23 protein-coding genes are annotated in these 22,206 nt (G+C 70.8%); 9 read left to right on the top strand and 14 right to left on the bottom strand.

All coding sequences use genetic code 11. The features are described 5' to 3' along the window. Positions 1-76: 76 nt before the first annotated feature. From IEZ03_RS21925 to IEZ03_RS21905, 6 genes are all read left to right on the top strand, one after another. Complete coding sequence (locus IEZ03_RS21925) at positions 77-1,804, top strand: hypothetical protein (protein WP_184885985.1); 1,728 nt, start codon at positions 77-79, stop codon at positions 1,802-1,804. Next, a complete protein-coding gene (locus IEZ03_RS21920; protein ID WP_184885987.1) occupies positions 1,791-2,231 on the top strand; it encodes a hypothetical protein in 441 nt (146 codons plus the stop codon). Before IEZ03_RS21925 ends, IEZ03_RS21920 begins: the two co-directional genes overlap by 14 nt. Beyond that, positions 2,228-2,839 carry a hypothetical protein gene (locus tag IEZ03_RS21915; protein ID WP_184885989.1) on the top strand — a complete coding sequence of 204 codons (612 nt, stop codon included), beginning with the start codon at positions 2,228-2,230 and terminating at the stop codon, positions 2,837-2,839. The genes IEZ03_RS21920 and IEZ03_RS21915 overlap by 4 nt, the downstream gene beginning before the upstream one ends. Before the next feature lie 665 nt (positions 2,840-3,504). Further along, positions 3,505-3,672 carry a helix-turn-helix domain-containing protein gene (locus tag IEZ03_RS38060; protein ID WP_229808477.1) on the top strand — a complete coding sequence of 56 codons (168 nt, stop codon included), beginning with the start codon at positions 3,505-3,507 and terminating at the stop codon, positions 3,670-3,672. After that, positions 3,657-4,385, top strand: coding sequence for a DUF5753 domain-containing protein (locus IEZ03_RS21910; protein ID WP_229808476.1), 729 nt, complete (start codon positions 3,657-3,659; stop codon positions 4,383-4,385). Before IEZ03_RS38060 ends, IEZ03_RS21910 begins: the two co-directional genes overlap by 16 nt. Continuing rightward, on the top strand, positions 4,382-4,576 hold the full coding sequence (locus IEZ03_RS21905) for a DUF397 domain-containing protein (protein ID WP_184885991.1): 195 nt from the start codon (positions 4,382-4,384) through the stop codon (positions 4,574-4,576). The genes IEZ03_RS21910 and IEZ03_RS21905 overlap by 4 nt, the downstream gene beginning before the upstream one ends. Before the next feature lie 66 nt (positions 4,577-4,642). Here the strand turns inward: IEZ03_RS21905 and gnd are convergent, their stop codons facing one another. Further along, on the bottom strand, positions 4,643-6,067 hold the full coding sequence (gene gnd, locus IEZ03_RS21900; protein ID WP_184885993.1) for an NADP-dependent phosphogluconate dehydrogenase: 1,425 nt from the start codon (positions 6,065-6,067) through the stop codon (positions 4,643-4,645). 161 nt (positions 6,068-6,228) lie between these two features. On the opposite strand from gnd, the gene IEZ03_RS21895 reads away from it, so the two are divergent. Then, a complete protein-coding gene (locus IEZ03_RS21895; protein ID WP_184885995.1) occupies positions 6,229-6,978 on the top strand; it encodes a beta-phosphoglucomutase family hydrolase in 750 nt (249 codons plus the stop codon). Beyond that, complete coding sequence (locus tag IEZ03_RS21890) at positions 6,975-9,359, top strand: glycoside hydrolase family 65 protein (RefSeq protein WP_229808475.1); 2,385 nt, start codon at positions 6,975-6,977, stop codon at positions 9,357-9,359. The genes IEZ03_RS21895 and IEZ03_RS21890 overlap by 4 nt, the downstream gene beginning before the upstream one ends. 165 nt (positions 9,360-9,524) lie before the next feature. Here the strand turns inward: IEZ03_RS21890 and soxR are convergent, their stop codons facing one another. From soxR to IEZ03_RS21850, 8 genes are all read right to left on the bottom strand, one after another. Then, a complete protein-coding gene (gene soxR / locus IEZ03_RS21885) occupies positions 9,525-10,058 on the bottom strand; it encodes a redox-sensitive transcriptional activator SoxR (protein ID WP_184885997.1) in 534 nt (177 codons plus the stop codon). Positions 10,059-10,124: 66 nt separating this feature from the next. After that, positions 10,125-10,688: an HdeD family acid-resistance protein gene (locus IEZ03_RS21880; RefSeq protein ID WP_229808474.1), complete on the bottom strand. Its 564-nt coding sequence runs from the start codon at positions 10,686-10,688 to the stop codon at positions 10,125-10,127. Between the two features lie 140 nt (positions 10,689-10,828). Then, positions 10,829-12,664 (bottom strand): phosphoenolpyruvate carboxykinase (GTP), encoded by a 1,836-nt coding sequence (locus IEZ03_RS21875; protein ID WP_229808473.1) that lies wholly within the window; start codon positions 12,662-12,664, stop codon positions 10,829-10,831. A gap of 177 nt (positions 12,665-12,841) precedes the next feature. After that, positions 12,842-13,960, bottom strand: coding sequence for an ABC transporter ATP-binding protein (locus IEZ03_RS21870; RefSeq protein WP_184886003.1), 1,119 nt, complete (start codon positions 13,958-13,960; stop codon positions 12,842-12,844). Continuing rightward, the gene (locus tag IEZ03_RS21865; RefSeq protein WP_229808471.1) at positions 13,957-14,742 is read right to left on the bottom strand and encodes an ABC transporter permease; all 786 of its coding nucleotides are present in this window, start codon (positions 14,740-14,742) and stop codon (positions 13,957-13,959) included. The genes IEZ03_RS21870 and IEZ03_RS21865 overlap by 4 nt, the downstream gene beginning before the upstream one ends. A gap of 137 nt (positions 14,743-14,879) precedes the next feature. Beyond that, entirely contained in the window at positions 14,880-15,650 is a 771-nt protein-coding gene (modA, locus tag IEZ03_RS21860; RefSeq protein WP_184886007.1) for a molybdate ABC transporter substrate-binding protein, read from the bottom strand. Positions 15,651-15,666: 16 nt separating this feature from the next. Then, on the bottom strand, positions 15,667-16,074 hold the full coding sequence (locus tag IEZ03_RS21855) for a TOBE domain-containing protein (protein ID WP_132048754.1): 408 nt from the start codon (positions 16,072-16,074) through the stop codon (positions 15,667-15,669). Between the two features lie 100 nt (positions 16,075-16,174). Further along, positions 16,175-17,326, bottom strand: a complete 1,152-nt coding sequence (locus tag IEZ03_RS21850) for a nucleoside 2-deoxyribosyltransferase domain-containing protein (RefSeq protein ID WP_184886009.1) — start codon at positions 17,324-17,326, stop codon at positions 16,175-16,177. Positions 17,327-17,415: 89 nt separating this feature from the next. Between IEZ03_RS21850 and IEZ03_RS21845 the strand changes: the two genes are divergently transcribed. After that, the gene (locus tag IEZ03_RS21845; RefSeq protein ID WP_184886011.1) at positions 17,416-18,039 is read left to right on the top strand and encodes a hypothetical protein; all 624 of its coding nucleotides are present in this window, start codon (positions 17,416-17,418) and stop codon (positions 18,037-18,039) included. A 35-nt stretch (positions 18,040-18,074) separates the two neighbouring features. On the opposite strand, the gene IEZ03_RS21840 is transcribed toward IEZ03_RS21845, so the two are convergent. The 5 genes from IEZ03_RS21840 to aroH all read right to left on the bottom strand — a co-directional run bounded on the left by IEZ03_RS21840 (position 18,075) and on the right by aroH (position 22,202). Beyond that, positions 18,075-18,278 carry a hypothetical protein gene (locus tag IEZ03_RS21840; RefSeq protein ID WP_184886013.1) on the bottom strand — a complete coding sequence of 68 codons (204 nt, stop codon included), beginning with the start codon at positions 18,276-18,278 and terminating at the stop codon, positions 18,075-18,077. A 170-nt stretch (positions 18,279-18,448) separates the two neighbouring features. Further along, complete coding sequence (gene der / locus IEZ03_RS21835; RefSeq protein ID WP_184886015.1) at positions 18,449-19,834, bottom strand: ribosome biogenesis GTPase Der; 1,386 nt, start codon at positions 19,832-19,834, stop codon at positions 18,449-18,451. A 35-nt stretch (positions 19,835-19,869) separates the two neighbouring features. After that, the gene (gene cmk, locus IEZ03_RS21830) at positions 19,870-20,532 is read right to left on the bottom strand and encodes a (d)CMP kinase (protein ID WP_229808470.1); all 663 of its coding nucleotides are present in this window, start codon (positions 20,530-20,532) and stop codon (positions 19,870-19,872) included. Between the two features lie 186 nt (positions 20,533-20,718). Further along, positions 20,719-21,810: a prephenate dehydrogenase gene (locus IEZ03_RS21825; RefSeq protein WP_268248550.1), complete on the bottom strand. Its 1,092-nt coding sequence runs from the start codon at positions 21,808-21,810 to the stop codon at positions 20,719-20,721. A gap of 29 nt (positions 21,811-21,839) precedes the next feature. Next, on the bottom strand, positions 21,840-22,202 hold the full coding sequence (aroH, locus tag IEZ03_RS21820) for a chorismate mutase (protein ID WP_184886017.1): 363 nt from the start codon (positions 22,200-22,202) through the stop codon (positions 21,840-21,842). Positions 22,203-22,206 lie beyond the last annotated feature (4 nt).

The following is a 22,206-nucleotide window of genomic DNA, read 5'->3' as shown; positions in this document are numbered from 1 at the left end:
TCAAGGCTCACCTCGGCGAATCGTCCGCCGCCCTCCCTGACGGACGGTCGCCTCCCCAGAGGAAAGGGCCGCGGGCGTGGGCGTTGAAGACACCACCAAGACCGACACTCGCACGGAGACGTCCGACAAGCCCGCCCCGCAAGAGCGCCCCACCCCGCCACCCGACAACCCGGGCTCCCCCGGCCAGCCGTCCCGCCTGGAAAGCCTCCGCCGCGCCCGCGAACAGCAGGAAAGCAGAGCGCAGGAGACCCAGGGCGAGAACACCGGCACCTCACCTCGGGAGCAACGCGACGACAAGGCCGCCTCGCAACAGTCCGACAGCCGCGAGGAGAACGCAGATTCCGGCACGCCCGAAGCCGAAGACAGGCAGCAGGGCAAGGACAAAGACCAACGCGAGGACGACCCGCGCACCCAAGACCAGGGCACCAGCGCCGTCCGCGAGACCGACACCGGCACACCTGGCGACCGCAACCGCGACCGGCCCCAAGCCCAACCCGCCGAACCACGAGCCGACACCCGCACCGAACCCGCAGACAGACCCGCCTCGCCCCAAGGACAGTGGACGCCGCCACCCGACAACCCCGGCTCCCCCGGCCAACCGTCCCGCCTAGAAAGCCTCGCCCGCGCCCGCGAACAACAACAGGCCGCCGCCGCAAAACGTCTCGAAGTCGGAAACGACGAGCCGAGCAAAGGACAAGACACCGACCCCGCCTTGGCGGGCCCCGGAGACCTAAGCGACAAGACACAGCCCGCCGACGACCAGGAGCGCGAGCCAAGCGGAGCCGGACCGCGTGAAGCACAACGGCCGGGCGAGCATGAGCGCGACCGGCCGCCGACCCGAGACCACGAGGGGCTCCCTCAGCAGGACGGGCCACAGTCACAGCCGGCCGAACGCCCAGCCGAGCAACCGCCAGGCGCCGGACAGAACCATCCAGACCGGCCTGTCCAAGCCGGCCCCCCGGCCGAGAGCCCGCTACCCGACACCCCCGACAGCGAACAGCCGGGGACCACTGACACCCAGGCCGATCCCACGACGGAAACAACCGGCCAGACCGTCGAAGCCACCGAATCCGCCCGCGACACCGGGACGCACGCGGAAGGACCAGGCGATCAGCCGAACGGCGAGAACGCCCCTCCCCCCATTGAAGAACCAGCCACAAACCGGGAGACAGCGGAATCCGTCGGCCAGCACGAGGTCCGTGGTAGGAATGCCGAAGAACCTGAGACCGCAGAACCCGGCAGCGACAACAACACACAGGAGCGCATCACACGCCAATCCGGTGAAACGGATGAACCTGGCACAGCTCTGGCTCCACAAGAAGAGCGTACGGAAGAGATAGAGGAGGCCGGCCGCTTCGAAGGACGGATCCGGATAACGTTCGACAATGACGGCAGACCCATACCGCCAAGCCGCGACGCCGATAATGACAATGCAGACCACGGCGAACTCCAACGCCCCGAAGACGATCCCGTAGACCGCAGCCCAAACGAGCCTGATCCGGAAAATCAATCACCCCTCGATCGATTCCTGCGTATCGGAGTTTCCCGAGCAGAAGACTTCGAGAGCGTTGCTAAAACAGATGGAAAGCTTGTGGACGCTTTCTTGCGCCCACCGCCAACAGGAAAGGCAGAGGTCGGAACAGGTCCATATATAGAGCCCATGCAAACCAATGCAGGCACTGGAAATGCAGCACTCTCTTTGGGGATAGCCGCGATCGTGACCGTCGACGCCACACGCAGAGCCGCCCGAGGCGTAAAGAGCGGCATCAAATGGATAAGGGAGCAAAGAAGTGAAAATTACTGACCTACAGGCCGCCACACTGCGCGCCCAACTCGCAGGCCAAGGCGAAGAGCACCAGCGCCTCCTGAGCCAACTCACCACCCCCGAAGACAGGGAGGGTTACTCCCTACTCCTGGCCGTCGGATTCTTCGAAGCCGTCAACCGGCGCTTCCAGGCAAAGAGAGACGCCGTCGACAACGATGCCATAATCGACTTCGTCGCCAATCTCCGCGCCAGGACTCGAGAAGTTGCCGAAAGGCTTGACCCTGTGGTTGCAGAAAAAATGATATTGCACGCTCTCGGCAAAGGTGACCTCGTTGGAATCGACGAGAACACCAAGCTGAGCGGCCAAATTCTGATCTTGAGTGGTCTCATAGCCGACTCGGCACCCACCGAAGCAGAACTGGACGCCTTTATGAGCAAGGTCAAAGGCATGGCGCAGGGCGGGTGACGTTGGCGAACAAGAGGAGCACCTCCCTGGAAGATGTATCCAAAAAAGCATTGCGTATTCACATTCTTGATCCCGATGAATGGGAGTCGAAGTATGTCTCCAAGATCGAGGACGCGAGCCTCCATCCCGAGTATGGAGCATTAATTCTGTCCACCCTCCAGATAGCAGTTATCGATAAGTTTTCGCCTGCCCCGTCACTCGGCGACGTCATCCGCTACGTCGCCGATCTGCGCCTGCAACTCGGCGAACATGCGGGCATGTTGAACCCGTTACTCGCGGAAAAAGCGATCCGCTCGCTGCTCGGCGACGATGCTCTAAAGGAAGTTCCGCCTTTTGGCGAAAACCCCGAAGACATGCTGAGCACCGCCCTCCTCCTGCTCGCTTCTTTGGTCGCTGAAGCAGGTCTTGACGAGAGCGGCGTGGACGAGTTGATCAATGAAGCCACAGATAATGCCGAAAAGATCAACTGGTCCTCGCTCCCCATCGGCCAGAGAACTGGTTCGCCGCCCTTGCAGGGCGGTAGCGACACGGCTGCGGGCGCGGCATCGATTCTGAACGCAAACCCGGGGCCGTCGCGGGGCGTGGGCGGATCCTGGAAGGGTTCGTAGCCGATCGCGCGGTTCGGTCCGGAGTTGAGGGCGGCTCGCCCGTGGCAGTTGGTGGCGCCGTCACAACCGACCTCGTCCTCCGCAGCAGCGCGCGGCGCCACACTGAACCTATGGAGAGATTCGCACCGATGCTCTAATCTGCCTAGCCCTTCGCGATCTTGAGACGCTTCAGCTCACCCAAGACCACTGGCGTCCTCGATGGTGGCCAGGCTCACCTGTACGTTACTGATGCCATCCGCGAAGCGGATAACCTACTTCCCTTAAGGCTCCCCCGGCTTGTATGCAGCCGCGTCGGCGGCGCCCTGCCGAAGATCTAATAGCCTTCCGGCGCTAAGTTCTGGGAGCAAAGACGCGACCAGCCAGCGCTGCTGGTGCTGCACCTGACCATGTCGGTCTTGCCGACGCTGGACACTTCTCGCCCCATACACAGACGAGTCCTCGCATATATCAGGCGCTTGCGACGTATGAGACATCTATCTAAGCCCGGAGGGGGCAGGACGGGGCAGGGCTGGGTGTGCGAAGTGTGTACGTGCGGATATTGGCTGGGGCGGCGGTCGTGGCGAATGCTTGACCGAGCGTGACCTTATGATTGCCCGGCGGCGGTCGAACACAGAGAGTCAGTGTTCTGAACAGACCGTGACAGGTGCGATATCGGGAGGACGGTCATGCCTAGCCCCTACGTCCGGCGCCGCCAGTTGGCGGCGGAGATCCGCAAACTCCGCGAGAGCCGTGGCCTCACCACCGATGGCCTGGCTCAGCTCATGTACTACTCCCGTACCAAGATCTCTCGACTGGAGAACGGTCAGGACGCCCGGACGTGGGCGAGATCATGAACATGCTTGAGGTCCTCGAAGTCACCGGAAGCCAGTACGACAAGCTCCTCAAGCTTGCCCGCGAGGCCGCGCATAAGGGCTGGTGGGACAAGTATGGCGTCTCCATGGGTCCCCGCCAGAAGCTTGCAGCCGACCTCGAATACAACGCCGCTTACGTTCGCAGCTACGACCAGAGCGCGATGCCGGGTGCTCTGCAGTGCCGCTCGTTCATCGACGCCCTCGTCACGCTCGACGAAAGCCAGCAAACACTCGACTACCAGCCGGAACGGATGGCCGAAGCCCGCGAGAGGCGACAGCGGGAGCTCCTCCGTCCGAATGGACCGTCCTACGAGACCGTCCTGGATGAGTCCGTGATCCATAGATTGGGAGTGCCATCGGAGGTCATGGCCGCCCAGCTCAAGCACATGATCGCGACGGTCTTGGAGGAAGAGCGGATTACGGTTCGCGTGCTAATGCACAACGCCCGCATCCCCGGAGGCTTCCTTCCGAAGTCGTCCTTCTACCTCTACACCTTCGCCGGGTCAGACGACCCACCCGTGGCAATCGTTGACACCGTCACCACTGACCTCGTCCTGACACAGCGGGGCGAGGTAGCGCGGTATACCGAGAGATATGACCGCCTCCTGGAGGCCGCCCTGTCTCCAGAAGACAGCATCGCCTTCCTGGATCAGGTGGCCAACCGGCTTACCGACCGGACAGGATCGGGTACATGACCAAGGAATACAACGGCTGGCGGAAGTCAGGCCACAGTGAACCCAACGGCCACTGCATCGAAGTCGGCCAAGCGGCCGACGGAACGGTCGGCGTTCGCGACACCAAGCTCAACGGCACCGGACCGACTTTGGAATTCACCAGGGAGGAATGGCGGAGCCTGCTCGACAGGATCCGAGCCGAGGCTCACTGAGAACTCCCGACACCTGCGGCCTTGAGACGCCCGCTCTCGTCCAAGGCCGTTGGCGGCGGCAGAGGGTCAGCCGGTCACCTCTGTGCGGTCGGCGCCCCAGAGGGTGTGGAAGGAGCCTTCGCGGTCTACGCGGCGGTAGGTGTGGGCGCCGAAGTAGTCGCGTTGGCCCTGGGTTAGGGCGGCCGGTAGGCGGTCGGCGCGTAGGGAGTCGTAGTAGGACAGGGCGGTGGCGAAGCCGGGGGCCGGGATGCCTAGGCGTGCGGCCACGGAGACTACCTCGCGCCAGGCGTCCTGGGCTTCGCCGAGGGCTTCGGTGAAGTGGGCGTCGGTGAGCAGGGTCGGGGTTTCCGGGTCGGCCTCGTAGGCGGCGCGGATGCGGTCCAGGAAGCGGGCGCGGATGATGCAGCCGCCGCGCCAGATGGTGGCCATCGCGCCCAGGTCGATGTTCCAGCCGTACTCGGCGCTGCCCGCCTGGATCTGGTGGAAGCCCTGCGCGTACGCGACGATCTTGGACGCGTACAGGGCCCGCTCGACGGCGTCGGCGAAGCCGGAGCCCGCGTCGCCGGTGCGGGACGGGCCGGGCAGGTTCCGGGAGGCCTCGCGGAGTGCGGCGTGGCCCGACACCGAGCGGGCGAATACGGCCTCGGCGATGCCTCCTACGGGGACGCCGAGGTCGAGGGCGGTCTGCACCGTCCAGCGGCCGGTGCCCTTCTGCTCGGCCTGGTCGAGGACGACGTCCACGAACGGCTTGCCGGTGGACGCGTCGGTGTGCGCGAGGACCTCGGCGGTGATCTCGATGAGGTAGGACTCCAGGCGGCCGGTGTTCCAGGTGCGGAAGACCTCGGCGATCTCGGCCGGGGCGAGGCCGGCGGCGTGCCGGAGCAGGTCGTAGGACTCGGCGATCAGCTGCATGTCGGCGTACTCGATGCCGTTGTGCACCATCTTGACGAAGTGCCCGGCGCCGTCGGGGCCGACGTGGGTGCAGCAGGGCGTGCCGTCCACCTTGGCGGAGATGTCCTCCAGCAGGGGGCCGAGGGCCTCGTAGGACTCGGCGGAGCCGCCCGGCATGATGCTGGGGCCGTGCAGGGCGCCCTCCTCACCGCCGGAGATGCCGGTTCCGACGAAGTGGAGGCCGCGTTCGCGGAGGGCGGACTCGCGGCGGCGGGTGTCGGCGAAGTTCGCGTTCCCGCCGTCGACGATCATGTCGCCGGGCTCCAGCAGCGGGGCGAACTCGTTGATCACGGCGTCGGTCGGGCCGCCCGCCTTCACCATGATCACCAGGCGCCGGGGGCGCTCCAGGGAGGAGACGAACTGCTCGGGCGTCTCCGCCGGAAGGAACGTTCCCTCCGCACCGAACTGATCTACGAGCGCCTTGGTCCGGGTGGCGGTACGGTTGTGCACGGCGACGGGATGACCGTGCCGGGCGAGGTTGCGGGCCAGGTTGCGGCCCATGACCGCCAGCCCTGTGACGCCGATACGCGCCTTTTGCATTGGATCATTCCTCCTCATGTGCGACCCTGACCAAGGGGTTGTACGGGGATCGTGATCCCCGTGTTCGAGCGGTCGCGGCCCCCATCCCAGGGTCCGGCCCGAGTACGCGGCGCGCGTGCCAGGGATCTCTTTCAATGGTGACATTCTCCAGGGGGTTACGGATGCTGGGACTGCCCGACGAGGCAGCGGCGTGTCTCTTCGATCTCGACGGGGTGCTGACCCGGACGGCGGCCGTCCATGCCGCCGCCTGGAAGGAGATGTTCGACGGCTACCTCGGGGAGCGGGCGGAGCGGACCGGTGAGGCGTTCACCGAGTTCGACCCCGTGAAGGACTACGGCCGCTACGTCGACGGCAAGAAGCGCGAGGACGGGACGCGCTCGTTCCTGGAGTCGCGCGGCATCGAGCTGCCGGAGGGCTCCCCCGACGACCCGCCGGAGGCCGAGACCGTCCGGGGCCTCGGCAACCGCAAGAACGCGCTGGTCCTCAAGTTCATCGAGGAGAAGGGCGTCGAGGTCTTCGAGGGGTCCGTCGACTACGTCCGCGCGGCGCGGAAGCGGGGGCTGAAGACGGCGGTCGTGTCGTCCAGCGCCAACACCGTCCAGGTGCTGGCGACGGTCGGCATCACCGACCTGTTCGACGCCCGGGTCGACGGCGTGATCGCCGCGGAGCGGGGCCTGCCCGGCAAGCCCGCCCCCGACACGTTCGTCGCGGCCGCCCGGGAGTTGGGCGTCGCCGCCGCGCAGGCGGTGGTGTTCGAGGACGCGCTCGCCGGCGTCCAGGCTGGACGTGCCGGCGGATTCGCCTACGTTGTGGGCGTCAATCGCATGGACGACGCGCACGGCGCGGCCCTGGCCGAGCACGGCGCGGACATCGTGGTGTCTGACCTGTCCGAGATGTTGGAGGTTGAGTGATCGAGCGGGAGGGCCAGGGCGTGATCGACCGGCCCCTGTTCACGGTGGAGCCGTGGTGCATCCGCGAGCCGGAGCTCCGGCTGGACCGGCTGGCGCAGACCGAGTCGGTGTTCGCCCTGTCCAACGGCCACGTCGGCATGCGCGGCAACCTCGACGAGGGCGAGCCGCACGGGATGCCGGGCACGTACCTCAACTCGTTCTACGAGCAGCGTCCGCTGCCGCACGCCGAGACCGCCTACGGCTACCCGGAGCAGGGCCAGACGGTCATCAACGTCACCAACGGCAAGGTGATCCGCCTGCTGGTGGACGACGAGCCGTTCGACGTGCGGTACGGCCGCGTCCACCACCACGAGCGGAACCTGGACATGCGGGCGGGCACGCTCACCCGGCACGTCGAGTGGACGTCGCCCGCCGACAAGACGGTCAAGGTGACCTCGGTCCGCATGGTCTCGCTGACCCAGCGGGCCGTCGCGGCGATCTGCTACGAGGTCGAGCCGGTGGACGAGGCGGTCCGCATCGTCGCCCAGTCGGAGCTGGTGGCCAACGAGGCGCTGCCCGGCGGCGCCAAGGACCCGCGCGCCTCCGCGATCCTGGAGAGCCCGCTGGTCGGCGAGGAGCACGTCGCCAACGGCACCAAGGTCCTGCTGCTGCACCGGACGAGGCAGAGCGGGCTGCGGATGGCCGCGGGGATGTCGCACGACATCCAGGGCCCCGAGTCGACGACGATCGACACCGAGAGCTCCAAGGACGTCGGCCGGCTGACGGTCGCGACGCGGCTGGAGCCCGGCCAGAAGCTGCGCATCGTCAAGTACATCGCGTACGGGTGGTCGAGCCAGCGGTCGCGTCCCGCCCTGCACGACCAGGTGGTCGGGGCCCTCGCGGGCGCGCGGCGGACCGGCTGGGGCGGCCTGCTCTCCGAGCAGCGCGACTACCTGGACGAGTTCTGGGAGGGCGCGGACGTCGAGGTCGACGGCGACGCCGAGATCCAGCAGGCCGTGCGGTTCAGCATGTTCCACGTCCTGCAGGCGGGCGCGCGCGCGGAACGCCGCATGATCCCGGCCAAGGGCCTGACGGGGCCCGGCTACGACGGCCACGCGTTCTGGGACACCGAGACGTTCGTCCTGCCGGTGCTGACCTACACCTCGCCGGGAGCCGCGGCGGACGCGCTCGCCTGGCGGCACATGACGCTGCCGCTGGCGTGCGAGCGAGCCGTGCAGCTCGGCCTGGAGGGCGCCACGTTCCCCTGGCGGACGATCCGCGGCCAGGAGTGCTCCGGCTACTGGCCCGCCGGGACGGCCGCGTTCCACATCAACGCCGACATCTCCGACGCCGTCCTGCGCTACCTGGACGCCACGGAGGACGTGCAGTTCGAGCGGGAGATCGGCCTCGACATCCTGGTGCAGACCGCGCGGCTGTGGCGGAGCCTGGGCCATCACGACGTGGGCGGCGTGTTCCGCATCGACGGGGTCACGGGCCCCGACGAGTACAGCGCGGTCGTGGACAACAACGTCTACACCAACCTCATGGCGCGCCGTAACCTCCAGGAGGCCGCGGAGATGGCGATGCGCCATCCCGACGTGGCCGACCGGCTCGGCGTGGACGCGGAGGAGGCGGCGTCGTGGCGGGACGCCGCGGCCGCGATGCTGATCCCCTACGACGAGCGGCTGGGCGTCCATCCGCAGAGCGAGAGCTTCACCCACCACGCCCGCTGGGACTTCGCGGCCACCAAGCCCGACCACTATCCCCTGCTGCTGAACTACCCCTACTTCGACCTGTACCGCAAGCAGGTCGTCAAGCAGGCGGACCTGGTGCTCGCGCTGCACCTGTGCGGGGAGGCGTTCACCGAGGAGGAGAAGGTCCGGAACTTCGCCTACTACGAGGGGCTCACCGTCCGGGACTCCTCACTGTCGGCGCAGACCCAGGCCGTCGTGGCGGCGGAGGTCGGCCAGCTGGAGCTGGCGCACGACTACCTCGGCGAGACCGCGCTGGTCGACCTGCACGACCTGAACCGCAACACCCGCGACGGGCTGCACATCGCCTCGATGGCGGGCGCGTGGAGCGGGCTCGTCGCCGGGTTCGGCGGGATGCGGGCGGGCGGCGGCCAGCTTCGCTTCGCGCCGCGGCTGCCGGGCGGCATCAGCCGGCTGGCGTTCCGGATGCGGTACCGGGGCAGCCGGATCAAGGTCACCGTCACCTCCGACTCGGCCGCCTACGAGCTGATGGACGGTCCCGGCATCAAGCTGTGGCACCACGGGGAGCTGTTCACGCTGGGCGACGAGCCGGTCGAGCTGCCGATCGAGCAGATCCCCGCGCGTCCGGCGCCGACCCAGCCGACGGGACGGGAGCCGGCCCCGCGCCGCATCGACCCGCACGGCCGCTGATTTTTTGCAGTCCAGGTCCACTGCGCTCGCCTGGCGGCTCGCTCCGTGACCTGGCCTGTGCGAGCGCGAATCGCTTCGCGATCTTCCCGGTGAGGCTCGCCTCCGGCTTCGCCTCACCGGTCAGGTCACGCGCTCGCGTGCGTGGCTGAGGCCGCGTCGAACGGCCTAGTTCCGGGGGGCGCAGGGGTCGCCGCAGTCCGCGTCCGCTCCGCCCCCCGGACGGGATTCGGCGTCCCCGGCGCCCTTCGGGACCAGGAGCCTGCGCGGTCCAGGGCCCTCGTCGCCGAGCCTGTCGTAGGGGTTGGCGAGGGCGCACTTGCTCATCGACAGGCAGCCGCACCCTATGCAGTCGGTGAGGTCGTCGCGGAGCCGTTCGAGCTGCCGGATGCGGGCGTCGAGGTCGCTGCGCCACGCCTCCGACAGCCGCGCCCAGTCCGCCACCGTGGGGGTGCGCTCCTCGGGGAGCGTGGCGAGGGCGTCGCGGATCTGGCTGAGCGGTATCCCGACCCGCTGGGAGACCTTGATGAACGAGACCCGGCGGAGCGTGTCGCGGCTGAAGCGCCGCTGGTTGCCGGCCGTCCGGCGGCTGCTGATCAGGCCCTTGGACTCGTAGAAGTGCAGCGCCGAGACGGCCACGCCGCTGCGCTCGGCGAGCTGCCCGACGGTCAGTTCGTACACCCGGTGCTCAAGCCGCGTCATGGGCGCATCCTATGCGACCTCAACCGCGGTCGAGGTTCTGCCCGGCGGCGGTGGCCGGGGGCGCCGCTAGTGCTGGGGCGCGGCGCCCATCCCGTGCCGGCCCGCGGTCTCGTGGCCGAGCCGCCGCAGCCGGAAGGCGGCGCCGACCATCGCCGCGCCGGTCAGGATCGCGAACAGCCCGATCAGCCAGACGACGGCGAGCGCGCCGGAGACGGGCCACACGAACAGCAGGATTCCGAACAGCACCGAGATCGCGCCGGAGAGCAGGTACGCCCACTCCCCCCGCAGTTCCTTGCGCAGCGCGATCGCGGCGACGATCTCCAGCACCCCGGTGGCGACCGCCCACGCGGCGATCAGCATGAGCAGGACGAACGCGGTGATGCCCGGCCAGCCGATCGCCGCGATGCCGAGCGCGATCCCCGCGGCGCCCGACAGCGCGAGCAGGCCGCGCGGCGCACCCGTCGTGCCGCGCACCGCCAGCATCACGGCGACGAGGCCGTCCGCCAGCGCGAAGGCGCCGAACAGCACGACCAGCGCCCAGACGGTGATGGCCGGCCAGATGAGGGCGACGGCGCCGAACAGGATCGCGAAGGCGCCGCGCACGGCGAGCACCCACCAATGGCGGGCCATCAAATCAAACATAACGGACCTCCTGTCCGATATGTCTCCCTACTTTCGGCCCCTACACCTGCGGAAACGTCAAGACCGGCCGCGGACGCCCGCAGGCGCTCGCGACCGGTCTCGGTTCATGCCCTACCGACCCCCCGGGGTCAGTGCTCCAGGCGGCGGACCAGGTCGTGGTACTCGTCCCACAGCGCCTTCGGCATGTGGTCGCCGAACTTCTCGAAGTGCTCGGGGACGAGGGCGGCCTCCTGCTTCCACACCTCGGTGTCCACCGTGAGCAGCGTGTCGAGGTCGGCGTCGCCGATCGTCAAGCCCTCGGTGTCGAGCGCGTCCCTGGTCGGCAGGTGCCCGATCGGGGACTTGACCGCGTCGGCCTGCCCGTTCAGCCGCTCCACGATCCACTTCAGCACGCGGCTGTTCTCGCCGAAGCCCGGCCAGATGAACTTGCCGTCGGCGTTCTTGCGGAACCAGTTGACGTAGTAGATCCGCGGGAGCTTCTCCGGGTCGGTCGCCTTGCCGATCTTCAGCCAGTGGCCGAAGTAGTCGCCCATGTTGTAGCCGCAGAACGGCAGCATGGCGAACGGGTCGCGGCGCAGCTCGCCCACGGCGCCCTCGGCGGCGGCGGTCTTCTCCGACGCGACGTTGGCGCCGAGGAACACGCCCTGCTGCCAGTCGAACGACTCGGTGACCAGCGGGACCGCGGACGCGCGGCGGCCGCCGAACAGGATCGCCGAGATCGGGACGCCCTTCGGGTCCTCCCACTCGTCGGCGATGATCGGGCACTGCCCTGCCGGGGTGGTGAAGCGGGCGTTCGGGTGCGCGGCCGGGGTGTCGGAGTCCGGCGTCCAGTCGTTGCCGCGCCAGTCGGTCAAGGCGGGGCGCCCATCAGGACGAGTGGGCGGCTCGTCGGTGAGGCCCTCCCACCACACGTCGCCGTCGTCGGTGAGCGCGACGTTGGTGAAGATGCTGTTGCCCCACAGCGTCTTCACGGCGTTGGCGTTGGTGCTCGCGCCGGTGCCGGGCGCGACGCCGAAGAACCCGGCCTCCGGGTTGATCGCGTAGAGGCGGCCGTCGTCGCCGAACCGCATCCAGGCGATGTCGTCGCCGATCGTCTCGACCTTCCAGCCCGGGATGGTCGGCTCCAGCATCGCGAGGTTCGTCTTGCCGCACGCGGACGGGAACGCCGCCGCGACGTAGCGGGTCTCACCGGTGGGCGGCGTGAGCTTCAGGATGAGCATGTGCTCGGCCATCCAGCCCTCGTCCCGCGCCATCGTGGACGCGATCCGCAGCGCGTAGCACTTCTTGCCGAGCAGCGCGTTGCCGCCGTACCCGGACCCGAAGGACCAGATCTCCCGGGTCTCGGGGAAGTGGGTGATGTACTTCGTGGAGTTGCACGGCCACTTGGCGTCCTCCTGGCCGGGCTCAAGGGGGGCGCCGACGGAGTGGACGGCCTTGACGAACGACCCGCGCTCCTCGATGAGCCGCAGCGCGCCCTCGCCCATCCGCGTCATGATCCGCATGGACACGGCGACGTAGGCCGAGTCGGTGATCTCTACGCCGAGCTGCGAGATGTTGCCGCCGAGGGGGCCCATGCAGAACGGCACCACGTACATGGTGCGGCCCTTCATGCAGCCGTCGAAGAGACCGTTCAGGGTCTCCTTCATCTCGGCGGGCGCGACCCAGTTGTTGGTGGGGCCGGCGTCCTCCTCCTTCTCCGAGCAGATGAACGTGCGGTCCTCCACGCGGGCGACGTCGGTCGGGTCGGACGCGGCGTAGAAGCTGTTCGGCCGTTTCGCGGGGTCGAGCCGCGTGAGGGTGCCCTGCTCGACGAGGAGGCCGGTCAGGCGCTCCCACTCCGCGTCCGAGCCGTCGCACCACTCGACGCGGTCCGGCTTGGTCAGCTCGGCGATCCCGCGTACCCACTCGATCAGTTCGGTGTGGCCGGTTGGGGCCTGGTCGAGGCCGGAGACCTGGTTGGACACGGGCAACTCCTTCAGCTGTTCGCAGATCCTTGCATGATGAACAAGACCCGCCGTTTTTGCCATTTGGTCTGGACCAATCCCGTCCCCTATTGGCCCTTCCATGCCCCTTTTGTGGCGGATATCACCTACGTACGGCGATGACGGGCGGAGCGGAGCCACGTAACGTCCAGGTACCGGTCAAGCTGGGTAAACGTGCGTCTCGGTGGCCTTCACGGCCGCCCATATCAGGCTGCCCTCGGACAATTGGAGCTCCGCGACGGCCGCCGGCGTGACGTCCGCGACGGCGTCGAAAGGCGGCCCGGACAGCCGGACCCGGACCCGGTCGCCCTGCCGTTCGACCGCCGCGACGCGGGCGCGCCAGAGGTTGCGGGGGCTGCCGTCCGGGCGGGTCCGGTACAGCGCCACCGAGGATGGCGAGAAGGCGAGAAACACCTCACCGTCGAGTGAGTCCACCGTGTCGAGCGTCCCGGCGGCGCCCCCGGCGGCGCCCCCGTCGATCACCACCGAGCCCGCCTTCGCGTGCCCCCGGTACAGGTTCAGCCCGACCAGGCGCGCGACGTAGTCGGTGCGGGGCCTGCGGGCCACCTCGGCGGGCGTCCCCTCCTGGACGAGGCGCCCGCCCTCCACGACCACGATGCGGTCGGCCAGCACCATCGCGTCCAGGGGGTCGTGCGTCACCAGGACGGCCGCGCCCGCGAACCCGGCGAGGTGGCGGCGCAGCGCGGCGCGGATCTCCAGCCGGGTGTGCGCGTCGAGGGCGGCGAGCGGCTCGTCCAGCAGGAGCAGGCCCGGCTCGACCGCCAGCGCCCGCGCCAGCGCGACGCGCTGCGCCTGCCCGCCCGACAGCGCTCGCGGCCGGGCGGACGCGAACTCCGCGAGGCCGACGCGCTCCAGCCACCGCGCGGCGCGGCGGCGGGCCTCGCCGCGCCCGGCGCCCTGGCAGCGCGGCCCGAACGCGACGTTCTCCAGCACGCTGAGGTGCGGGAACAGCAGGTAGTCCTGGAACACCATGCCGATGCCGCGGCGGTCGGGCGGCAGCGCGCCCAGGTCGCCGCCGTCCAGCCGGAGGTGGCCGCCGGCCGTCGGGACGAGGCCCGCCAGCGCGCGCAGCGCGGTGCTCTTGCCCGCCCCGTTCGGCCCGAGCAGCGCCACGACCTCCCCCGGCTCGGCGGTGAGCGCGAGGTCCAGATCGAACACGGCCCGCCGCACCACGAGCCGCGCGTCCAGCCCGCCGTCGCCGCTCGTCGTGCCTCTTGTGGAGGGACGACCCCCCACACCCCCCCGTCCACTACTCATCCGGACGTCTCCATCCACCTGCCCCGCAGAGCGGCGAGGACCACCACCGACACCGCCAGCAGGACGAGGCTCAGCACGATCGCGGCCTCCGGGTCGGTCTCCAGCGCCAGGTAGACGGCCAGCGGCATCGTCTGCGTCCGGCCCGGGAAGTTGCCCGCGAAGGTGATCGTCGCGCCGAACTCGCCCAGGGCCCGCGCCCAGCACAGCACGGCACCGGCCACGACGCCGGGCGCAACGAGAGGCAGCGTCACCCGGCGGAAGATCGTCCAGCGCCCCGCGCCCAGGGTCGCCGCGGCCTCCTCGTAGCGCAGGTCCGCGGCGCGCAGCGCACCCTCCACGCTGATCACCAGGAACGGCATCGCGACGAACGTCTCGGCCAGCACCACCCCGGCGGTGGTGAACGGGAACGTGATCCCGAACGTGGAGTCCAGCCATCCGCCGACCAGCCCGCGGCGCCCGAGCACGAGCAGCAGCGCGACGCCGCCGACCACCGGCGGCAGCACCAGCGGCACCGTCACCAGCGCCCGGACCAGGCCGGCGCCCGGGAACCGGACCCGCGCCAGCGTCCAGGCCAGCGGGACGCCGAACAGCAGGCACAGCCCGGTGGCGAGGGTGGCGGTGACCATCGAGAGCCGCAGCGCGTCCAGCACCTGCGGCTGCATGATGCGGGTCCCGAGCGTGGACCACGGGGCGCGGACGAGCAGCCCGAGCAGCGGCAGCACCAGGAACCCGAGCCCCGCCAGCGCCGGCACCAGCAGCACCAGCGGCGGCCGCCCAGGCAACCGGTCCGAGTCCCGGAGCGTCTGCCTGCCCCGTCGAGGGGGGACGACCCCCCACACCCCCCGGAGCGCCTTCGGCGCCTGCCTGCCCCTTCGAGGGGGGACGACCCCCCACACCCCCCGGAGCGCCTTCGGCGCCTTCATGGCACCTCGAAGCCCGCCCGACTCAGCGCCGCCCTGCCCTGCGCCCCCAGCACCAGCTCGATGAACTCCTTCGCGAGTGCGCTGTGCGGAGCCTCGGCCACCTCGACGATCCAGTAGTCGTTGAGGGCCCGTGCGGACTCGGGGAACTCGATCCCCTTGACCCTGCCGCCGGCCGCCTTGGCGTCGGTCCGGTAGACGAGCCCTGCGTCGGCCTCCCCGATGCCGACCTTGGTGAGGACGGCCTTGACGTCCTGCTCCCGCGACACCGGCTCGACCTTCACCCCGGCCGCGCCGAGAGCCTTCTCCGCCGCGGCACCGCAGGGCACCTGGACGGCGCACAGAATGACCTTGAGCCCCGCCTTGGACAGGTCGCCGACCGACTCCACCGCACCCGGGTTGTCCTTCGGTACGGCGATGACCAGGCGGTTCCGGGTGAACACCCGCGGCCGCCCGGCCGCGTCGCCCGCGCCGGTGACCGTCGCCATAGTGGCGGGACTGGCCGCCGCGAAGACGTCCACCGGCGCGCCCTGCGCGATCTGCTGCGCGAGGGTCGAGCTCCCGGCGAAGTTGAACCTGACCCGCACACCGGGATGCGCCGCCTCGAACTCCTCGCCGAGCCCGGTGAACACCTCGGTGAGCGACGCCGCCGCGAACACCGTCAGTCCCTCGCCGCCGCGTGCGCCCGGCGAGCCGCCGTCATCGACGTCACCGCATCCGGACACGGCGACGACCAGGAGGGACACCACCGCCAGTGCGCGCTTGAACATGTGCTGCTCCCCGAGGTCAGGACGGCTCGGCCACCTCGACCACGACGTTGGTGGACTTCACGACCGCCTCGGCGACCACGCCCACCTCCAGCGCGAGGTCGTCGGCCGCCTCGCGGCTCATGAGCGACACCACCCGGAACGGCCCGGCCTGGATCTCGACCTGCGCCATCACCCCGTCGCGCACGACCTCGGTCACGATGCCCCGCAGCCGGTTGCGCGCCGAGGAGAACCGCTCGCCCTGGTCCGACGGCGCGGCGCCGCGCGCCTGCTCGCGCACGAAGGCGGCGAGCTCGGCGCCCGGCACCAGCCGGTGCCCATGCTCGTCGCGGGACGCGGGGAGGCGGCCCCCGTCCACCCAGCGCCGGACGGTATCTGCACTGACCCCCAGCAGCGCGGCGGCCTCACTGATCCGGAACGTCGTCACGCCACCCAGCGTACCCTTCCGCAGATGCCGGTTATAGACCGCTCCGAAACCAGCAGATGCCGGTAACACAGACTCTTAGGCTGGCAGATGCGAGAGCCGATCAGGCACCGGGCGCCGGCTCCAGCAGGGCTTCCGCGATCATGCCGAGGGTGGCCCAGTCCACGAGCCGCTCCCGCCGGATGCGGCCGAACGGGGTCACCTCCACGTAGGTGCGCTCCCCCTCCGCCGCCGCCCCGTGCGGGCCGGACCCGCGCAGCCGCACCAGCTCGTCCTCGGTGACCTCGGCCGAGAACAGGTGCGCCCGGTGCGCGGACATCGTGGCGTTCACCTGCCGCGTCCCGTGCTCGCGGAGCCGCGCCGGGGCCAGCACGAGCCCGGTCTCCTCGGCGACCTCCGCCAGCGCGTTCTCCAGCGCCCTGCCGGGCCCGGAGCCGCCGGGCAGCTCGTGGACGAACCCGTCCGCGCACGGGCTGCGGAACTCGCGGACGAGCACGATCTCGGTGTCGTCCAGCGTCCGGCCGGGGCGGTGGAGGACGACGGCCGACACGTCGGGCCGTCCGATGACGACCTCGTTGTCCTTCACCCGGTCCTCGGCCGCCACCCGCATCCGGACGTGCAGGCCCCAGCACACCCCGAACCGGAACACCACCCGGGCGCCGAGCAGCTCGTTCCCCGCCCTCCGCTGCGCCATGTACCAGTCCTGGAAGGGCCGTTCGCGCCAGAGCAGCAGCGGGACCGCCCGTTCCCCGCCCCGCCGGGCGGCGCCGGCGCCGATCCGCGCGAGCGCGACCGCGACCGTCTCCGCGAGGTCGGCCGCCGCCGGCACGCCGGACGCGGCGGCGTAGTGCAGCAGGTAGCGGTTCCGCGGAGCCCCGGGCGGCGCGCCGAACACCGCGCGCCCGCTGTCGTGCCACATCCCCCACTCCACGTTCGTGGTGAACGCGGGCATGGTGGCCAGGTCGCGCGGGACCCAGAAGATCACCTCGTCGGAAAGGTGCAGGCAGCGCTCCTCCCAGCCGACCTGGGCGTCGTAGTCCGGGTAGCGGCCGTGCCGGTCCTCCGGGACGAACACGACGAGCCGCCCGTCCCCGCGCCACCGGTGGCGGAGCTCCGCCACCGCCTCGGGCCGCCACGACGGGACGTCCGCGGAGCGGGGCGTCGGCCCGGCGAGGAAGACCGCGGCCGCCCAGTGATCCGGCGGCTCCTCCCGCGCGTACACGATGGTGATCTTCGCGGTGATCTCCGCGTTCATGCGAGGGCCTTTCCCGGCTGTGTGGAGTGGATTGCTCCGGGTATTGGGTGATTCAAACAAAATCCCCCGCCCGGTCAGGAGGAATGATCATGACTGGGACCATGCGCGCACCCCGCACCCGGGGCCTGCTCAGCGGGACGCTGCTGGTGCTGCTCGGCCTGTGGGGCGGACTGCTGCCCTTCGCCGGCCCGTACTTCGGCTTCGGCTTCGCACCGGACGAGACGTGGGTCTACGACACCGACCGGCTCCAGCTCAGCATCGCCCCCGCGGCGGCCGTCGTGCTGGGCGGCCTGATCGTGCTCGCGGGCGCCAACCGCGTGTTCGCGATGTTCGGCGCCTGGCTCGCCGCGCTCGGCGGCGCCTGGTTCGCCGTCGGGCACACCGTCGCCTCCCTGTGGGACGCCTCCGGTGTCGGCGCCCCGCTCGGGACGGGCGAGGGCCAGCGGATCGCCGAGCAGCTCGCCGGGTTCACCGGGCTCGGCGTCGTCATCGCGTTCCTCGCCGGCCTGGCGCTCGGCCGCTTCGCCGTGGTCGGCGCCCGGGAGGCGGCACGCGAGTCCGCCGAAGCGCAGGAGGCCGAACGGCCGGGCTCGGGCACCACGCAGCCGCTGGTGTACGGACGCTACGCGCGGGAGAACCCGCCGGGGCCGGCGTCGTCCCCGCCGGGATACGGCGACCAGCCGGTCGCGGGCGAGCACCGCTACGACCGCTGATCGGACGCACCGGCGCGCTTCTCAGATCGGAACGGCTACCGGTCGCGCCTGCGCATGTTGCGGACGGACTTGGTCGTCTCGTAGCTGCCGCGCTCGTCGTCGAGCCGCACGTCGTCGCGGTCGGTGAACATCGCCACGAAGGCGATCAGGAGGCCGATGCCGCCGATCCACGGCTCCCGCCACGCGAAGCTCAGCGCCACGCAGACGACCGCACAGGAGATCAGCAGCAAGAGCTTCACGTCGTACCCCTCGACCCGCTCCCGATGCCGGACACCCCGGTCACCGGCCGAACACCACTTGCGGGATCAGCGAGTAATGGAAGACTTACTCACGGCCCGCAGGATGCATACTGACATGCCGCGGCCCGCCCGGGAAAGATCCCGGGCGGGCCGGACGGCGAATATTTCGGTCACTTGCGGTTCTTGCCGCGCTTCTCGCGGATCTTCATGCTGATGTCGAGCGGCGTCCCGGCGAAGCCGAACTCCTCGCGCAGCCGCCGCTCGATGAACCGCCGGTACCCCTCCTCCAGGAACCCGGACGTGAACAGCACGAACCGCGGGGGCCGCACGCCCGCCTGCGTCGCGAACAGCACGCGCGGCTGCTTGCCGCCGCGCACCGGATGCGGGTGCGCGTTCACCAGGTCGGCGAAGAACTGGTTCAGCTTGGACGTGGGGACGCGGGTGCCCCAGCCCTCCAGCGCCGTCTCGATCGCCGGCACGAGCTTCTCCATGTGCCGCCCGGTCTTGGCGGAGATGTTCACGCGCGGCGCCCACCGCGCGTTGTGGAGCTGCCGGTCGATCTCCCGTTCGAGGTAGTGGCGGCGCTCCTCGTCCAGCAGGTCCCACTTGTTGTAGGCGATGACGAGCGACCGGCCCGACTCGACCACCATGGAGATGATCCGCAGGTCCTGCTCGGCGAGCGGCTGGTCGGCGTCCACCAGCACGACCGCGACCTCGGCGCGCTCCAGCGCCGACCGGGTGCGCAGCGTGGCGTAGAAGTCGGCGCCCTGGTTCTCCCGGTGCCGCCGCCGGATCCCGGCCGTGTCGATGAACCGCCACGTCTTGCCGCCGAGCTCGATCAGCTCGTCGACGGGGTCGCGGGTCGTGCCCGCCACCGCGTCCACGACGGCCCGCTGCTCCCCCGCCAGCTGGTTCAGCAGGCTCGACTTGCCGACGTTCGGGCGGCCCAGCAGCGCGACCCGGCGCGGCCCGCCCGGCTCGCCGAACGTCTCGGGGGGCGCCTCGTCCGGCAGTGCCGCCAGCACCGCGTCGAGCAGGTCGCCGCTGCCGCGCCCGTGCAGCGCGCTGACCGGGTGCGGCTCGCCGATGCCGAGCGACCACAGCAGCGCCGCGTCGGACTCGGCGGCCACGCCGTCGACCTTGTTCGCGACCAGCACCACCGGCTTGCCGGAGCGGCGCAGGATCTCCACCACGGCCTCGTCCACGTCGGTGGCGCCGACGGTCGCGTCCACGACGAACAGCACGACGTCCGCCAGCTCGACCGCCAGCCGCGCCTGCTCGGCGATCGCCGCGGCCAGCCCGGTCGAGTCGGGCAGCCACCCGCCGGTGTCGACGACGGTGAACCGGCGCCCGCTCCACGTCGCGTCGTAGGCGACGCGGTCGCGGGTCACTCCGGGGACGTCCTCCACGACGGCCTCGCGGCGGCCGAGGATCCGGTTGACCAGGGTCGACTTGCCGACGTTCGGCCGCCCCACCACCGCCACGACCGGCGCGGGGCCCGCGTCCTCGGGGACGTCCTCGACGACGTCCACCGTCTCGATCTCGTAATCGCTCACTGTCCCGTCTCCGCGGGGGCCCTCAGGCCGCCCGCTCACTCTTGCTCTTTGGCGAGCCGCACGATCGTCTCGACGACCTCGCTCAGGCTCAGCTCCGTCGAGTCGATCTCGTGCGCGTCCCCGGCCCTGGTCAGCGGGGACGCCTTCCGGGTGGAGTCCAGGCGGTCGCGCCGCGCCTGCTCGGCCTGCGTGACGGTCACCGTGGCCCCCGGGTCTGCCGCGAGGTCCTTCGCACGGCGCGCCGCGCGCGCCTCCTCGCTGGCGGTCAGGTACACCTTGACCGGCGCGTCCGGGGCGACGACCGTGCCGATGTCGCGCCCCTCCACCACGATGCCGCCCGTCCCGATGATCTCGCGCTGCAGCTCGACGAGCCGGGTGCGGACCGCGGGGACGGAACTGACGGCGCTGACCGCGTTCGTCACCTCGCGGGTGCGGATCGGGCCGGACACGTCCGTCCCGTCCACCGTGATCGTCGGCGCGTCCGGGTCGGTGCCGGACTCGATGGCCGGTTCGAGCGCGCGGGCCGCGACGGCCCCGCCGTCCTCGACCGGAACGCCGTGCTGGAGCATCCACCACGTCATGGCGCGGTACATCGCGCCGGTGTCCAGGTAACGGAGGCCCAGTGCGCGGGCGACGCCCTTGGACGCGCTGGACTTGCCCGACCCGGAGGGTCCGTCCATGGCGATGACGAGCGGCACGATCGCTCCCTCTCTGTTCCGTTGGAGCGCCCTCCGGCGCGAGGCCGCGGGCGGGCCGGGCGGCGCTCTCCGCCGCGCCGGCGCGCGGGTTCCCCCCGGACGGGCCCCGGCGAACCAGGCTACCGTTCCGCGCCGACTCCCCGGGCCGACTCCCCGGGCCGACTCCCCGGGCCGACTCCCCGGCCCCTAGCCGGGCACCGACCAGCCGCGGGCGCGCAGCTCGGCGGCGAGCCCCTCGGCCGCCTCCGGCACCACCGACAGCTCCAGCACGCCCAGCGGGCGGCCCGGCGAGTGCTCGATCGTCACGTCCTCGATGTTGACGCCCGCGATCCCCGCCGCCTGGAAGATCATCGCGAGTTCGCCGGGACGGTCCGGGATGACCACCTGGACGGTCGCGTAGGCGGGCTGGTCCCCGCCGTGCTTGCCGGGGATGCGGGAGCGGCCCGCGTTGCCGCGCAGCAGCAGGTCCGCCACGTGCGCGGCGGCCTCCTCGCTGCCGTCGCGCAGCAGCGACGCCGCCACCGCCAGATCGGTCGCGACGGCCTCCAGCACGTCCGCGACCGGCTCTGAGTTCGCCGACAGGATCCCGATCCACAGCCGCGGGTCGCTGGCCGCGATCCGGGTGACGTCCCGGACGCCCTGCCCGGCGAGCCCGAGCGCCGTGTCGTCCGCGCCGGTGAGCCGGGCGGCGACGGCGGCCGACACCACGTGCGGGCCGTGCGACACCAGCGCGACGGCCCGGTCGTGCTCGGCGGCGTCCACCTGCACCGGCGTCCCGCCGCACGCCTTCACCAGGCCCGTGACGGCCGCGACGGTCTCCGGCGTCGCCTCCGGCGGCGCGCACAGCGCCCAAGGGCGGCCGAGGAACAGGTCCGCGCGGGCCGCGCCCGGCCCGGACCGCTCCCTGCCCGCGAGGGGGTGCCCCGCCACGAACGTCGTCAGGTCGCAGCCCAGCTCGGCCGCCTGCGCCAGCGGCAGCGCCTTCACGCTCGCCACGTCGGTGTAGGCGGTGGCGAGGCCGCGCTTCTGCGCGTCCAGCAGCGTCACCGCCACCGCCGCCGGCGGCACCGCGAGCACCGCCAGATCGGCGGGCCCGGCGGCCGCACCGTCCGGCAGCCGGTCGCCGGCGCCGAGCTCGACCGCCATCGCCAGCGCGGCCGCGTCCCGGTCGGTCAGCAGCACCTCGGCGCCCCGCTCCCGCATGGCCAGGGCGATCGACGTCCCGATCAGCCCCGTCCCGACCACGATGATGCGCCGCGCCGCCGCGTCCTCACTCACGCCGGTCAGCCTACTGCCCTCCGGACGGGTCACTGGGCGATGTCGAGGCGGAGCGCCGTCGCGCCGCGCAGGTACACGTGCTGGACGGCGGAGCGCGGCCGGGACGTCTCGATGTGGGCCATCAGCCGGATGACCCGGGGCAGCGCCGCCGGCACGGCGATCTCCGACGCGCACAGCAGCGGCACCTCGTGGAAGCCGAGCTTGCGGGCGGCGAGCGCCGGGAACTCGGCCGTGAGGTCCGGCGTGGTCGTGAAGATGACGCTGATGACGTCGTCGGTGCTCAGCTCGTTGCGGTCCATCACCGCGGAGACGAGCTCCGTCGTCGCCTCCAGGATCTGGTCCCGGTCGTCGGCGTCGACCTGCGTCGCGCCGCGGACCGCGCGTACCGCCATAGCC

It is taken from the genome of Actinomadura livida, assembly GCF_014648675.1.
GTDB classification, from domain to species: Bacteria; Actinomycetota; Actinomycetes; order Streptosporangiales; family Streptosporangiaceae; genus Spirillospora; species Spirillospora livida.
This window is presented reverse-complemented; position numbering and strand designations above follow the sequence as displayed.